Origin of the sequence: Pseudomonas sp. M5 (genome assembly GCF_016907075.1) — a bacterium.
Taxonomy (GTDB): Bacteria; Pseudomonadota; Gammaproteobacteria; order Pseudomonadales; family Pseudomonadaceae; genus Aquipseudomonas; species Aquipseudomonas putida_E.
Genome location: NZ_JAFBBH010000001.1, coordinates 2,189,864 through 2,203,771, shown reverse-complemented (window position 1 = coordinate 2,203,771; position 13,908 = coordinate 2,189,864). Strand labels below are relative to the sequence as shown.

Sequence of the window (13,908 nt, the reverse complement as noted above, 5' to 3'; positions counted from 1 at the left end):
GTCCCCTAGATGGAAATGGCATGGGCGTGGTTGCCAAGGGCGCGAACCACGCTGTAGACGGTCAGTGCCGAGGTCTTCGGGTTGGCCGGCAGCGGTTTGCCGCGCAGGCTCATTTCGAAGCGGCCGAAGGCGCCGCGGGCCTCGACCTGGTGCACGTTTTCTTCGCTGAGCGGGTCAGCGATCAGGGTCACGCGGGTGCGGTCAAGGCCCAGCCCGGCCAGTGACAGCGTGGCCGCGACGTTGGCGTTTTTCGGGTACAGCCGCGCTGCCTCACGGGCGCTGCCGTCGAAGATCACGGTCGCTTCTGTAAGGGCGTCCAGCGTACACACCTGCTCGGCGGGGGTGCTTTGCCAGGCGCGCGCCGGTTTGCGGCCGGTGTAGCTGACCGCGTCCAGGCCACCGACCTTGGCTGCTGACAGTGCGTCGATGCCGCCAATGGCGCCGGGCAGCAGTTCGATACGCGTGTTGCCGTGTGCCGCTGCCGCTTCCAGGCGCTCGACCAGGCCAGGCTCGGACAGCGCACCAACCGAGACGATCAGGCAGGCAACCCCGCGCTCCAGCGCTGGCAGCACGTGCTCTTCGATTGCCTTGTGGCCGGCGCATTCGACCAGCAGGTCGGGGCGCGCGTCGGCCGGCAGGGCGGTGAGTACCTGCGGCGGCCGGCGCAAGCTCGCCAGGCGCTGACGTACCAGCGCTTCAGAGCCGGCCGAGGCAATCACCGCATCGACGCACAGCAGCGGGTCTTTCTCCAGCAGCTCGAGCACGCCGACGCCAATGGCACCGCAGCCGATCATGGTGATATGCAACATGGCGTGGTCCTCAGGCCGTGGCCTTCTGCGCCTTGGTTTCGCTGTTGGGCGGGCCGGCGAACTGGGTAGCGAAGCCGCCAACGCTGAGCATGTCCACTTCCAGCAGGAACGGGCCTTGCGCGCCCAGGGCGCCTTCGAGCACCTCGCCGAAGTGTTTCAGGTCGCTGACCAGGCCATGGCGCAGGCCGAGCGATTCGGCCAGCTTGCTGTAGTTCGGCGTGTGCAGTTCGACGTAAGCGTGGCGGGCGCCGTAGATGGCGTCCTGGATGTTGCGGATAACGCCATAGCGCTGGTCGTTCATCAGCAGGATGACCACGTTGGCGTTCTCCTGCACCAGGGTCGCCAGCTCACCCAGGTTGAGAATGAAGCCACCATCGCCTGCCAGGGCGAACACTTTGCGCTCCGGCGCTGTCTGCGCCGCTGCCACGGCAGCGCCGATGCCCATCGCCAGGCCCTGGCCGATGCCACCGCCGAGTGCGTGCACGCCGGACAGGGGGTGATAGAGATTGAGCAGGCGGTTGCCCCAGATGCTGTTGGACAGCGTCACGTCGCGCACCCAGGTGAAGTTGCGCCCGGTCTGCGTTTGCAACTGCTCGACCAGCGACGCATACGGGCCCAGGTCGGCGACCAGCTGTTTGCGTGCCTGCTCGCGCACATTCTTGAGTTCGGGCAGAAAGTTCGGGTCGATGTTCAGGCGGCCCTGCAGGCGGTCGGCCAGGCCCTCCAGGGCCAGTGCCGCATCGCCACAGATGAACAGGTCGCTGGGGTAACTGCGGCCTTCGATGGCCGGGTTGACGTCGATGCGCAGGGTAGTGCGCGGCAGCTTCAGGGCGTACTTGAAGGTCTCGTTGCTGCGCAGGCGGGAACCGGCCACCACCAGCGCATCGCAGGTCTGCATGAAGCCTTCGACCAGCTTGTTCTGCGAGAAGGCCCCCAGGCAGCGCTCATCGTCTTCGTTGACCACGCCGCGGCCTTGGGTCGAGGTGATCACCCCGACGCCCATGTCCAGCAGGCGCTTGACCTGCGCGCCGGCATGCCGGGCGCCGCCGCCCAGCCATAGCAGTGGGCGGGTGGCGCTGGCCAGGCGTTCGGCAACCAGGTCGAGGGCTTCGGCGGCCGGTGCGGCGACCGGGATAGGCAGTGGCGACAGGTCGGTCGGCATGGCGATGAAGGCCGACTGGATATCGATCGGGATCTCCACGCTGACCGGGCCGGTGGGGGCGGTGAGGGCGGTCTGCACGGCCAGCTTCAAGGTGCTCAGCGCGGTTTCGACGCTGCGCACGCGAAACGCTGCCTTGGACACGGCCTTGAGCATGGTCAGCTGGTCGCGTGCCTCGTGAATGTAGGCCAGCTCCTGGTCCAGGTACGGGGTTTCGATCTGCCCGGTGATGTGCAGCAGGGGGGTGCCGGCGGTCAGCGCTTCGACCATGGCCCCGGCGGCGTTGCCGGCGGCAGTACCGGTGGAGGTCAGGCATACGCCCAGGCCACCGATGCTGCGGGCATAGGCATCGGCCATGTTGGTGGCCCCGGCTTCACCGCGGGCCATGACGAAGCGGATGTTGCCGCGCACAGCGAAGGCATCGAGGATCGGCATGTTGTGGATCGAGATCACGCCGAACGCCGCCCTGACGTCGCATTGCTCGAGGAACGCGGTGATGACGGCACCGACGGTGACAGTGTTTTCGTTACGCATGGCGGGACAGGCCTCCGGATACATCGATATGACTGCCAGTGGTGTAGGCCGACAGAGGCGAAGCCAGGAACAGGATCGCCTGCGCCGCTTCCTTCGGCAGGCCAAGGCGGCCCAAGGGAATGTGTTTGCGTTGCGCCAGCTGTGCGGTCCATTGCGACCAGTCCAGCTCGCGCTCTTCGCGGGCCTCGAAGCGGCGGCGCCATTGCCCCGACTCGACCAGGCCGATGAGGATGCCGTTGACCCGGATGCCGTGTTCGGCGAATTCGAAGGCCATTGAGCGCACCAGGTTCTTCAGCCCGGCACGGGCGGCCGAGGTGGCGACCATATGCGGTTCGGGCTGGCTGGCCAGCAGCGAGTTGACGCACACGATCGAGGCGTTAGGCTGGCCCTGCAGTTGTGCCATGAACGCGCGTACCGGGTGGATGACCGAGAAGAATTTGAGCTGCAGTTCTTCGTTCCAGGCCTGGTCGGTGGTGTCGGCAAACGTCGACACGCGGCCCTGGCCCGCATTGTTGACCAGCGCCTGGGCCGGGCCCAGTGCGGCCAGGCTGGCGGCGGCAAAGGCCCGCACGGACTCGGCGTCGAGCACGTCGCACACCTGGGCCAGCAGGCCCGCCTCTGGGAAGCGTTCGCGCAGCCGGGTTTCGGCACTGCGCAGGCGGTCTTCGTCGCGCCCGCAGAAGGCTACGCGGGCGCCGGCTTCGAGCAGCAGTTCGACACAGGCGTAGCCGATGCCGGACGAGCCGCCGGTGACGATCACCGTGCTGTCTTGAAGTTGGTAGGGGTTCATCTCAGTCCCTCATCAGCGCGGTGACGCGGCCGTGACCGGTGTTGGGCGTGTAGTTGAGCAAGCGCGACAACTCATCGGCACTGCCCCGCACCTGGCCCAGCAGGTTGTCGAAATTGACGTGGCCGATCTGCACGGTCGGGATGGTCAGGCCGAGCGCTGCGACTACTTGGCCGCTGTCATCACGCACGGGTGCAGCCACCGTGGAGATGGTCGACTCGAAGAAGCCTTCGCCGCTGACATAGCCGCGCAGGCGATCGGCCTGGACCAGGTCGAACAGCTCCAGCACGGTCTTGGGCGTGCACGGCGAAAACTGCTCCAGATGCTCTTCGGGATACAGCTCGCGCAACTCGCTCAGGCTCAGGTCGGCCAGCAGGATGCGCCCCAGCACCGTGGCGTGGGCCGGCAGGCGCGTGCCGACGGTAACTGCGCTGGAGAACACCGAGGGTGGTGAAACCTTGGCCACGTAGACGATCGAGCGACCGTCGCGTACCACCAGGTTGCTCGGGTAGTTCAGGCGATCGCACAGCCGTGCCAGCAGTGGCTGGCCCAGTTCGGTCAGCTCCAGCGAGGCCAGGTATTCGAAGCCCAGGCGCAGTACCGACATGCCCAGGCGGTATTCGTTGCCGCTGCGGGTGACGAAACCCATGGTTTCCAGGGTGGTCAGCAGGCGGAAGATGGTCGAGCGGGGCAGTGACAGGCGCCGGGCCAGTTCGGGGGCGGTCAGGGTACGGTTCTGCCGGCTGAATTCGCACAGCAGCAGCAGGCCGCGTTCCAGGCCCGGGACAATGTACTTGTCCTGGTTTTCCTTCAACGGATCCATTTCGTTCATAGCGCGCTACCTGTGAGAGAGGCGTCCAGGGCGCGGGCCAGCAGGCCCGTCACCGTGTCAGGTCGTTCGATGGCGCAGGCATGGCCAGCGCCGGGTATCAGTTTGAAAGGGGCGCCCAGAGCATCGGCCAAGGCCTGGCAGTCGTCCGCGCGGGTGATGCCGTCGGCGCTGCCGCAGTGCACTTCGCAGGGCACTGCCTGCGGCGCGTGGCGCAACAGGTGGTCGCCGCACAGCAGCTCGATGGCTTGGCGGTAGCCGTGCGGCTGTAGCCGCGCCATGTTCCACTGCACCCAGGCCAGCGCCTGGGCACCGGCGTCTGGCGACAGCAAATGTGCACTGCGCTCGCGGGCCATTTGCCCGATGCCCATGTGGGCCAGGCTGTGCAGGCGTTTGCTGCGCACGGCAAGACCTTGCTCGGGTTGCGCCCCGTAACCGCGTGCCGGGCTGAGCAGTACCAGGCGGTTGACCCGCTGCGGGTGGGCCTGGGCGAACGCGGCGGCAGTCAGCGCCCCCAGGGAATGGCCCACCAGCACACAGCGCTCGATGCCCAATGCGTCGAGTGTCTGCAGCAAGCGCCCGGCATAGTCGCGGGCGCCCGGCACAGGCCTCGGCAGTGGCGCGGACTGGCCGTAGCCGGGGGCATCCCAGGCGATCACCCGTGCCCGCTCGCTCAAGCCCAAGGCCACTTGCAACCAGCTGGCCGCGCCCGAGCCGATGCCATGCAGCAGCACGATGGCCTCGCCGCTACCGGCCTCACGTACCGCCTGCAGCCCTTGGTCAAGGCGTAGCAGGCGTTCGGCAAAGCGCTGGTCGAGCTGGCTTAACAAGGGGGCGATGAGGGTGATCGGCATCATCGGCTTACCCGCGCTTGATCGATGCCAGCGGGTGCGCTGGTGGGTAGGTCGGGGTCACCGGCTTCTTGGCACCGAGCATCACGCACATCAGTGCGTCCTCGTCACCCACATTGATCTCTTCGCGGTACACCCCTGGCGGCACCGAGATCAGGTCGCGGTCGGTGAGGATGGTTTCGAAGCGCTCGCCGTCTTTTTCGATGACCACCTTGAGCTTGCCGCGCAGCACGAAGAACACTTCCTCGACGTCGGTGTGCAGGTGCGGCGGGCCTTCGTGGCCGGCCGGGATGACCATGGTGGAAAAGGTGAAGTGCTCGGACGCGATGGTGTTCATGTCACTGCCAACCCCCGTGCCGCCGGTGCCCACGTAGCGCATCTGCGCGCGGCGGAACTTGGGGTCGTAGTCGGCCTGGAACTTCAGCGCATCCCAGTCGTAGCGGCGCGTCTGGTAGCGCGCGATGCGCGTCTGCATCCAGCTGGCCAGGTCGGCGTCGGCGGGGCGGTCCCAGGATTTCGGGGCGTCGTGTTGCACAGAGAGGTCAGTCATGGAGGTCTCCTTTGCTCAGGGCATGACGAACCCGCCGTTGACCGGCAGGGTTTGTCCAGTGATGAAGCGCGACAGGTCGGACAGGGCGAACAGCACCGCGCCACTGACGTCGTCGGGCAGTTGCGGGCGCTGGATGGCCCGTTGTTCGGTGTACAGCCGGTGGCGGGCCTCGGGCACATAGGCGGTGGCTTCGACCAGCACCAGGCCGGGGGCGATGGCGTTGACGGTGATGTTGGCGTTGCCCAGCTCGCGGGCCAGGCTGCGGGTCATGGCGATCACCGCGCCTTTGCTGGCGACATAGGCCAGCAGGTTCGGCGCCCCCCACAGCGGGGTGTCGGAGGCCAGGTTGATGACCGCGCCACGGCCGCTTTCGCGCAATGCGGGTAGGGCGGCGCGGGTCATCAGCCAGGTGCCGCGCACATTCACCTGCATGACCTGGTCCCAGGTCTCGATGTCCAGTTCCTCGCAGCTCTTGCCGCCGGAGTTGGTGATCGAGGCGTTGTTGACCAGGCCGTCCAGGCCGCCCAGGCGCTTGACCGTGCGCTCGATGCAGGCCTCGATGGACTCGGGGCTGGCAAGGTCCAGGCTGACGCCGCTGACATCCAGGCCCATACCGCTCAGCTCACAGGCAGCCTGCTGCACGCGCCCGGCGAGCACATCGGCTATGACCACCCGGGCGCCGGCCTGGGCAATGGCCTGGGCAAAGGCATAGCCCAGCCCGCGGGCACCACCGGTGACCAGCACGCGGCGGCCCTGGAGAAGGTTGTGGAAGCTGCTCATCATTGGCTACTCAGCATGGCTTTGGGGAGGTAGTGCAGGACGCGCTTTTCGGCCCACACCACGGCGCCGTAGGCGAGCACGCCGATCAGCGTGAGCATGACGATGGCGACGAACACGCCCGCGGTGTTGCCCTGGCCTTCGGCATCCACCAGCAGAAAACCCAGGCCCTGGTTACCGCCCACCAGCTCGCCGACGGTGACGCCGATGACGGCCAGGGTCGAGGCGATGCGCAGGCCGGAAAACAGCGCGGCCATGGCCGAAGGGAACTCCACCAGGCGGAAGATCTGCCAGCGGCTGGCATTCATGGTGCGCACCAGGTTGATCATGTCCGGGTCGACGGTGCGGATGGCCGAGAGCACGTTGATCATCACCGGGAAGAACACGATCAGGATGGCGATGAGGATCTTCGGGTAGATGGTGTAGCCCAGCCACATCACGAACAGCGGGGCGAAGGCCACCTTGGGTGCGATCTGCAGCGCCAGGATGTAAGGCGAAAGCATCGCTTCGGCCGAGGGCGACAGCCCCAGCGAGACGCCGATGGCCACCCCCAGCAGAGCACCGAGGGCGAAGCCGACGATGATTTCGAAGGCAGTGATCAGGGTATGTTCCAGCAGGCCGCCGGAGTGCCACATCAGCACGCTTTCCTGAGCCACCCGGCTCAGTTGCGGCATGACGAACTCGGGCATGCCGACCAGTCCCGGGCCCCATTGCCAGAGCGCCAGGAACAAGACCAGCAGGGCGATGCTGCCGGCCACGGAAGGATTGATATTTCTCATCGGGTGCTTACCTTGTCATTGCCGGGCCGTCACTGGGCCGCGGTACGGGTTTCGATGAACTGGTTGCTGTAGAGCTCGTCGAGCGTGGGTTCGCGGTTGACGATGCCCTCGCTGACGTAGAACTTGCGCACGGTGTCCAGGCGCGCAGGGTCGATGCGGCCGAGTACCGGCTGGCCGGCGTAGACGTATTCCACGTACAGGCGCAGGGTCTTTTCCAGCGAGGCCTCTTTGCCGGCGTAAGCCGGGACTGCACGGGCGAAGGTGGCGGCGGCGGCCTTGGGGTCATCGATGATGTCCTGCAGGCCGCGCAGGGTGGCCTGAACCACACCGCGGACGATCTGCGGGTGATGTTCGATGGCGTCGTCTGAAGCGAGGATCGCCTGGGCCATGCTTTCAAATACCTGCTCGCGCGGGATCAGCGCGTACTTGAGCCCGGCGTCTTCGGCGTTGACCACCCAGTCCGGCACCCCGGCCATGGCCTGGGCCTTGCTGGCCGAGAACAGTTGCCACACGCCCGAGGGGCCGGCTGCCTGGATATCCACATCGTCCTTGCTCAGGCCAGCCTTGCGCAGCGAAGCGAGCAGGGCGTAGTAGGTGGTGTCGGAGTAGGACATCACTGTCAGGGTCTTGCCCTTGAGCTGGCTGACCGAGTGGATGTTTTCGCTGGCGTTGGTAGCGATCATGGTGACCCCGCCGCCACCGAGCACCGCCACTGCACGTACTGGGATGCCGTTGGGGCGCACGATGATCGGCGTGTCGCCGATGGCGCCGCCAACCAGGGCGTTGCCCGCGCCGATCTGCTTGGCCACGTCGACTCCGCCTTTGGCGGCGATGAAGGTCAGGTCCAGGTCCTGGGCCTGGTAGTAGCCTTTTTCCTTGGCGATGATCCACGGTGCGAACGCTGGCAGGCTGGGTGGAGCAGGCAGCAGGTAGGTGACCTTGGTCGGCTCGGCCTGGGCCTGGGCTGCCAGGCTCAGGGCCAGGGTTGCCAGGGCGGCATGAGCCATGCGCTTGAGGTGTGTGGTGAACATGCGAACTCCCGAGTGGTGAGTGGGGCGTCGGTCAGTGCAGGTCGAGGTCTTCGCCGACCTTCAGCAGATCCATCAGGCGGCCGGCCAGCGGGCCGATTTCCGGCAGCTTTCGGCGTTCCAGCGGGTTGTTGCGATAGGGCAGGTCGATTTCGATTTCTTCGATGATCGTGCCAGGGCGGGCGCTCATCACCAGCAGGCGGTCGGACAGCGCAATGGCCTCGACCAGGTCGTGGGTGATGAACAGAGCGGTCTTCTTTTCCTCGAACAGCATCTGCGCCAGGTCCTGTTGCAGGATCATCTTGGTTTGCGCATCAAGGGCCGAGAACGGTTCGTCGAGAAACAGCACCTGCGGGTCGATCGCCAGGGTGCGGGCGAGCGCAGCGCGCTGGCGCATGCCGCCGGACAGCTGGAACGGGTAGTGGTCGGCGAAGCCTTGCAGGTGGCAGCGCTTGAGCAGATCCTCGGCGATGACCTTGCGCTGGCTGGCAGGCATTCCCTGGATTTCCAGGCCCAGTTCGACGTTGCGGCGGATGCTGCGCCATGGCATCAGCAGGTCTTTCTGCAGCATGAAGGCAACTTTGGGGACCGGGCCGTTGACGGCTTCACCGCCGACCAGCACTTCGCCTTCCGTGGGCCGGTACAGGCCTGAGCCCATGTTGAGGATGGTGCTTTTGCCACAGCCGGAAGGACCGATGATCGACACCACTTCGCCGCGACGGATCTGGAAGTTCACGCCTCGGATGGCGAATGGGGCATCCGTCTTGCCCTTGGCGGGGAAGGCCTTGCCGACATTACGGAATTCGATTTCCGTGGGGGCCGGGTCTTCGTTGCGCTGCGGTTCATGCCATTGCGGGGCGATTGCGTACATCTCTTTCACAGCCATGGGCGCGGTCTCTGGTCTGTTTTATAGGTGATACGCCGTTTAGTGCATGAACAATGCCAGGTGGGTAATTTCCAGAATTAAATATGAAAGTGCTTAGTTATTAAGTGTTTGCGAAGTTATGACCTGTTTTGCTTTGTTTTATATATGAAACGTAGTTTTCTATGTGGCACAAAAATGCCCAGCAACCGCGCATGAATTTGGCTTCGTGCGTAGTTGCCGGGCATTTGGGGTAACGTCAAAGTGTGTGGTTTTACTGGTGAAACGGTGTTGGATTGATCGCCGACAAGCCGGCGCCTACAGGGTTGCTGTATCAGGCCTGAGCGCGGCGCGCGGGCTTGAGTACGAGCCACAGCGCGGCAGCGATCAGCAGGCCGCCATACAGGTGGCCCATCGACAGCGATTCGTCCAGCAGCCACGCGCCCCACAGCACACCGAAGACCGGAATCAAGAAGGTCACGGTACTGGCCTTGACCGGGCCAATCTCGGCCAGCAGGCGGAAGTACAGGATGTAGGCGAAGGCCGTGCACACAAGGCCCAGGCCCAGCAGCGACAGCCACACCTGCCAGCCGCCCCAGCTGGCAGGCGGCTGGGTCAGCGCACTCCAGGCGAACAGTGGCGTCATCATCAGCGTGGCGCCGAGCATGCTGCCCAGCGCCGAGAGGCGGCTGTCCAGGCCGCTGATCCAGCGCCGCGCCAGAAAGCCTGCGAAGCCATAGCAGGTGGTTGCCGCCAGGCAGGCCAGGGCGCCTTGCAGCAGTGCCATGTCCAGTGCCACCGGGCCTGCGCCACTGAGAATGCCGACACCGAACAGGCCAAGGAAGATGCCGCACAATTTGGGCAGGGTCATGGCCTCGCGGAAGAACAGTGCGCCGATCAGCACCCCCATCAGTGGCGTGGTGGCGTTGAAGATCGCCGAATACCCCGCCGGCAGTACCTGGGCTGCCACCGAATAGAAGGTGGCGGGGATGCCTGAGTTGATCATGCCCAGGACCAGGCAAGCGCCGAGTTTGCCCTCGAAGTTCCAGCGTACGCGGGCTGCGGCGAGTATGGCGATCAGGCCGAGGCAGGCGATGGACACGCGAAAGAAGGCGGTAGGCACGGTGCCCAGTTCGGGGGCGATGATGCGCATGAACAGAAAGCTCGCCCCCCAGACGGCGGCAAGGGTCAGCAGGCGGGTCAGGGCGATGGGGCTCACGGTGGTCTCCGGGTACAGGGCAGGGCGCGAGTGTACGCGATGGTGCACGGGCGGTTCTTGTCCTTTCTTGCGGTGTAAGCCGGTCGAGGCTCCGCAAAGTTGCACAGGCGACTAAGCTGTCTATCTCACCCCGCACCGAGGTGTCCTGCATGACCCAGCACTGGCCGGCCGGCGAAATCGCCCGGATGATCCTCGATGGCTTCGACGACTACCGCGAACACTTTCGCCGCATCACCCTGGGCGCCCGCGAGCGCTTCGAGCAGGCGCGCTGGCAGGACATCCAGCGGGCAGCGGCGGCGCGGATCAACCTCTATGAGCAGAAGGTCGGTGAGGTCAACGGCTGGCTGCGTGACGGGTTCGATGAAGAAGTGCTGCTGGAGGTCGAACAGTGGCCCTTGGTGAAAAGTGCCTATATACGCCTGATCGACCCGCGGCTGGACGATGAGCTGTCGGAGACTTGGTACAACTCCTTGTTCTGCAGCCTGTTCAGCCATGATCAGATCAGCGATGGCTGCATGTTCATCCACACCACCCGGCCGTCGATACGCAACCATGAGCGTGCTGCACAGACCCGCACCTATATGCCCGATGGCAGCCTCAAGGGCCTGTTGCGGGCTATCTTCTGCGACTATGCGTTCGATTACGGTGACCTTGAGAGCGACCTGTCGCGCCTTGAAGAGCAACTGCGCGACTGCCTGCCGGACTGGGTGTGCAAGGACCCGGCCCTGGCCGTTGAACTGTTCGTGCCGGTGCTGTACCGCAACAAGGGCGCTTACCTGGTGGGCCGGCTGTACAACAGCGATGAGCAGTGGCCCCTGGTGATCCCGCTGCTGCACCGCGAAGGCCATGGCATAGAGGCGGATGCACTGATCACCGACGAGGCCGAGGTCTCGATCATCTTCTCCTTCACCCGTTCGTACTTCATGGTCGACGTGCCGGTGCCGGCGGAGTTCGTCAATTTCCTCAAGCGCATACTGCCAAGCAAGCACATTGCCGAGTTGTACACCTCGATCGGCTTCTACAAGCACGGCAAGTCGGAGTTCTATCGCGCGCTGATCAACCACTTGGCCAGTACCGACGACCGTTTCATCATGGCACCCGGTGTGCGCGGTATGGTGATGAGTGTGTTCACCTTGCCGGGCTTCAATACCGTATTCAAGATCATCAAGGACCGCTTTTCGCCGTCCAAGACGGTCGACCGTGCGACGGTGATCGACAAGTACCGCCTGGTGAAGAGTGTCGACCGGGTTGGGCGCATGGCCGATACCCAGGAGTTCGCCGACTTTCGTTTCCCCCGGGCCAAGTTCGAGCCTGAGTGCCTGGCCGAGCTGCTGGAGGTGGCGCCGTCCACCGTGGCTGTGGAAGGCGATACGGTGCTGGTCCGCCATTGCTGGACCGAACGGCGCATGATCCCGCTCAATCTGTACCTGGAGCAGGCCAGCGAAGGCCAGGTGCTCGAAGCGCTGGAGGATTATGGCCTGGCCATCAAGCAGTTGGCCGCAGCGAACATCTTTCCAGGCGACATGCTGCTGAAGAACTTCGGGGTTACCCGCCATGGTCGTGTGGTGTTCTACGACTATGACGAGATCAGCTACCTGACCGAGGTGAATTTCCGCCATATCCCACCGCCGCGCTACCCGGAGGACGAGATGTCGGGGGAGCCGTGGTATTCGATCGGGCCGCACGATGTATTCCCGGAGGAGTTCCCGCCGTTTCTGTTTGCCGATATGGGCCAGCGGCGTTTATTCAGCAGGTTGCATGGGGAGCTGTATGACGCGGATTACTGGAAGGGGCTGCAGGCATCTATCCGCGAAGGCAAGGTGATCGATGTGTTCCCGTATCGGCGCAAAGGGCGCTGAGGCGGGTTATCGGGCGGATACCGATTGACCTGCCTATCCCTTAAGACACTTGAGCTCACTGAAGTCGGTACGCACCTTGGCCAGCCGCCCCTGAAGATACTGCCGCTGGGCCGGGCTGCTCTGTTGCAGCAGGTCGATCAACAGGCTGCGTGTCTGCTGCTCGCTGTTCTCGAAGGCAGCGCGGTATTGCGCAGTCCACAGGCTTTCCTTGCGCTGCAGCAATTGCGCCAGGCGCGGTTCGAAGCTTGCGTCGCTGCGCTGGTTCATGGCCAGCATCAGCTGTTGTTGCCAGTGCGCACGGTTGGCGATCCACTGGCGGTTCTGGTCGCCCAGCGCCTGTGCCCAGGTTTGCACGCGCTGTCGTTGTGCTGCGGTGAGTTCGCCGAACCAGGGTGTCAGGCGTTTTTCCATACGCTCGGCGCGGCGGGCGACCTGTTTGGATAGGGGGGTATCGACGTATTTCTCTTGCCGTTCACTGATGTCTTCACGCAAAGCTTCGCCCAGCTGCGCGACCTGGGCATCGCTCATGCCGCGCAGCAGCTCGGCGGCCGACGGGGTGATGGCTTCTGCAACGCGACCGATCGCCTGCCGGGCTTCGTTCATGCGCTGTTGCAGCGCCTGGTCGGTCACTTGCCCCTCGGCGACCATGCTGCGTACGCGGTCGAGCCAGTCGAGGTACCCTGGCAGTTCGGTCGTGCAATGCCAGGCCAGGTGCTGCTTGAGCCGTTCGTCGAGCAATGACCTCTGGTCACGGTTCATGGCCAGGTAGTCGTCCAGCGACCACGGGACCAGCCGGTCGAGGTTGCGGTAGGCCAGGTCTATACGGCTGCAGGCCACCAGTGCCAGCGCAAATGCCGTGGCGATGATCAGGGCTTTGGACAGGCGTAGAAACATGTGCTGATCCCTTGCAGATGGCTGGCCACACGGTAGACGCGAGTACTCCACGACGGTTCCGCCGAATCAGCGGTCGGGCGGCGCGCTGGCTTCAGGTGTAGAATAGCCGCCTTGTCTTGAGGAACATCGGAAATGGCTCTGCTTGGGCGTTACAACAGTTTGCAAATCGTGAAACACGTGGACTTCGGCCTCTACCTGGACGGCGGCCCCGACGGCGAGATCCTGCTGCCCGGGCGCTACATCCCGAAGAACGCCGAAACCGAGGTCGATGACTGGCTCAACGTGTTCCTCTATCTGGACAGCGAAGACCAGCTGATCGCCACCACCGAGAAGCCCAAGGTGCAGGTTGGCGAATTCGCCAGCCTCAAGGTCAAGGACATCAACGGTGCGGGCATCTTCCTCGACTGGGGCCTGTCCAAGGACCTGCTGATGCCGTACTCGGAAGAGGCGCGGCCGCTGAAGATCGGCGACTACTGCGTGGTGCATGTCTACCTCGACAAGCGCACCCGGCGCATCACCGCCACTTCACGCCTGGACCGCTATCTGGACCGTACCCCGGCCGATTACCAGGTCGGTCAGCCGGTCGAGCTGCTGGTGGCGGGCGAGACGCCGATGGGCTTCAAGGCCATCATCAACAACCGTCATTGGGGCCTGATCCACAAGAATGAAATCTTCAAGTTCATGCGTTCGGGTATGCACGAGAAGGGTTTCATCAAGGAAGTGCGCCATGACGGCAAGATCGCGTTGAGCCTGCAACCGGTTGGCCAGGCGCTTGCGGACGGCTTGCATGAGCAGATCATGCAGCGCCTGGAGGCCGAAGGGGGCGTGTTGCCGGTGTGCGACAAGAGCGACCCAGAGGTGATCAGCCGCATGTTCAACGTCAGCAAGGGCAACTTCAAGAAGGCCATCGGTGCGTTGTTCAAACAGGGCCGGATCGTCATCCATGACGATCGCATCGAGCGGGTCTGAGG

General features: G+C 64.5%; 14 protein-coding genes. 2 read left to right on the top strand and 12 right to left on the bottom strand.

The features are described 5' to 3' along the window. Positions 1-5 precede the first annotated feature (5 nt). The 11 genes from JOE27_RS09955 to JOE27_RS09905 form a co-directional block, all read right to left on the bottom strand. Positions 6-809, bottom strand: a complete 804-nt coding sequence (locus JOE27_RS09955) for an aspartate dehydrogenase (RefSeq protein ID WP_115274108.1) — start codon at positions 807-809, stop codon at positions 6-8. A 10-nt stretch (positions 810-819) separates the two neighbouring features. Next, a complete protein-coding gene (locus tag JOE27_RS09950) occupies positions 820-2,502 on the bottom strand; it encodes a thiamine pyrophosphate-binding protein (protein ID WP_115274109.1) in 1,683 nt (560 codons plus the stop codon). Further along, positions 2,495-3,292 (bottom strand): SDR family oxidoreductase, encoded by a 798-nt coding sequence (locus JOE27_RS09945; protein WP_115274110.1) that lies wholly within the window; start codon positions 3,290-3,292, stop codon positions 2,495-2,497. The genes JOE27_RS09950 and JOE27_RS09945 overlap by 8 nt, the downstream gene beginning before the upstream one ends. 1 nt (position 3,293) lies before the next feature. Beyond that, positions 3,294-4,112: an IclR family transcriptional regulator gene (locus JOE27_RS09940; protein ID WP_115275499.1), complete on the bottom strand. Its 819-nt coding sequence runs from the start codon at positions 4,110-4,112 to the stop codon at positions 3,294-3,296. A 5-nt stretch (positions 4,113-4,117) separates the two neighbouring features. Next, complete coding sequence (locus tag JOE27_RS09935) at positions 4,118-4,975, bottom strand: alpha/beta fold hydrolase (protein ID WP_174142404.1); 858 nt, start codon at positions 4,973-4,975, stop codon at positions 4,118-4,120. Between the two features lie 4 nt (positions 4,976-4,979). After that, positions 4,980-5,519 carry a cupin domain-containing protein gene (locus JOE27_RS09930; RefSeq protein ID WP_174142406.1) on the bottom strand — a complete coding sequence of 180 codons (540 nt, stop codon included), beginning with the start codon at positions 5,517-5,519 and terminating at the stop codon, positions 4,980-4,982. Between the two features lie 15 nt (positions 5,520-5,534). Then, entirely contained in the window at positions 5,535-6,302 is a 768-nt protein-coding gene (locus JOE27_RS09925) for an SDR family oxidoreductase (RefSeq protein WP_115274113.1), read from the bottom strand. Further along, complete coding sequence (locus tag JOE27_RS09920; RefSeq protein ID WP_115274114.1) at positions 6,299-7,075, bottom strand: ABC transporter permease; 777 nt, start codon at positions 7,073-7,075, stop codon at positions 6,299-6,301. Before JOE27_RS09920 ends, JOE27_RS09925 begins: the two co-directional genes overlap by 4 nt. A 29-nt stretch (positions 7,076-7,104) precedes the next feature. Next, positions 7,105-8,082, bottom strand: coding sequence for an ABC transporter substrate-binding protein (locus JOE27_RS09915; protein ID WP_239539463.1), 978 nt, complete (start codon positions 8,080-8,082; stop codon positions 7,105-7,107). A 55-nt stretch (positions 8,083-8,137) separates the two neighbouring features. Further along, positions 8,138-8,974: an ABC transporter ATP-binding protein gene (locus tag JOE27_RS09910; protein ID WP_239539461.1), complete on the bottom strand. Its 837-nt coding sequence runs from the start codon at positions 8,972-8,974 to the stop codon at positions 8,138-8,140. A gap of 325 nt (positions 8,975-9,299) precedes the next feature. Continuing rightward, positions 9,300-10,184 carry a DMT family transporter gene (locus JOE27_RS09905; protein WP_046788086.1) on the bottom strand — a complete coding sequence of 295 codons (885 nt, stop codon included), beginning with the start codon at positions 10,182-10,184 and terminating at the stop codon, positions 9,300-9,302. Positions 10,185-10,333: 149 nt separating this feature from the next. Here JOE27_RS09905 and aceK point away from each other — a divergent pair, with 149 nt between their 5' ends. Beyond that, entirely contained in the window at positions 10,334-12,043 is a 1,710-nt protein-coding gene (gene aceK / locus JOE27_RS09900; protein ID WP_204918627.1) for a bifunctional isocitrate dehydrogenase kinase/phosphatase, read from the top strand. A 33-nt stretch (positions 12,044-12,076) separates the two neighbouring features. Here the strand turns inward: aceK and JOE27_RS09895 are convergent, their stop codons facing one another. Next, the gene (locus JOE27_RS09895; protein WP_204918625.1) at positions 12,077-12,937 is read right to left on the bottom strand and encodes a DUF6279 family lipoprotein; all 861 of its coding nucleotides are present in this window, start codon (positions 12,935-12,937) and stop codon (positions 12,077-12,079) included. Between the two features lie 132 nt (positions 12,938-13,069). Between JOE27_RS09895 and JOE27_RS09890 the strand changes: the two genes are divergently transcribed. Beyond that, the gene (locus tag JOE27_RS09890) at positions 13,070-13,906 is read left to right on the top strand and encodes a S1-like domain-containing RNA-binding protein (protein ID WP_204918623.1); all 837 of its coding nucleotides are present in this window, start codon (positions 13,070-13,072) and stop codon (positions 13,904-13,906) included. Positions 13,907-13,908: the final 2 nt, after the last annotated feature.